General features: G+C 62.5%; 1 protein-coding gene. It reads left to right on the top strand.

What is annotated here, in order from left to right; translation table 11 throughout:
- Positions 1-96: 96 nt before the first annotated feature.
- On the top strand, positions 97-555 hold the full coding sequence (locus AC1DT3_RS23230; RefSeq protein WP_477467512.1) for an N-acetyltransferase family protein: 459 nt from the start codon (positions 97-99) through the stop codon (positions 553-555).
- Positions 556-723 lie beyond the last annotated feature (168 nt).

Below are 723 nucleotides of genomic sequence, written 5' to 3'. Positions count from 1 at the left end.
GCTCTGCGACGGGCACGGTGCGACGCATCCTTGCCGAGCATCGCGAATTGTCGAAGTTCCACCTCGACTAGCGCAAAGTCTTCTGTGAGCACAGCGATGAACGAGACCACGCGCGCGTTTGTGATCCGCCCCCTACGGCCCGCCGACAGGACGGCCTGGGAGCCGCTTTGGCAGGGTTATCTGACCTTTTACCAAGCAACGCTCGCACCGGAGGTCACGGCGTCCACCTGGGCAAGATTGACGGACGACGACGAGCCCGTTCACGGACTTGTCGCCGAAAGCGACGACGTCATTCTTGGAATTGTGCACTTTCTCTACCACCGCTCGACGTGGTCCACAGGGAACTATTGCTATCTTCAGGATCTCTTTACGGCGAAAGAGGCCCGCAACCGCGGCGTCGGTCGTGCCTTGATCGAAGCGGTCTACGAGCGCGCGAAGAGCGCCGGCGCCAGCCGCGTCTACTGGCTGACGCACGAATCGAACGCGACGGCCCAGGCGCTCTACGACAAAGTCGCGGCCCGAAGCGGCTTCATCCAGTATCGTAACGTGTTCTGAGCGACTCGCTCGGGCCCGCGAGGGGGATTCATTCCCGCAAATTAGTCGCTAGACTGGGCGCGTGACCGAATCAGCCCCTCTCTACTCGCCCCGCCCGTTCCTCGGCATCGCCTCATCGAGCCTCGGCCGAACCTGGATCGAGCGATGTGACCCGGCGCAGAGCACGAT

It is taken from the genome of Microvirga sp. P4_G7, assembly GCF_056401005.1.
This window is presented reverse-complemented; position numbering and strand designations above follow the sequence as displayed.

What these genes read in the sequence shown, in the direction of transcription:
- AC1DT3_RS23230 (WP_477467512.1), top strand. Translation starts at nt 97, where the DNA reads ATGAACGAGACCACGCGCGCGTTTGTGATCCGCCCCCTACGGCCCGCC.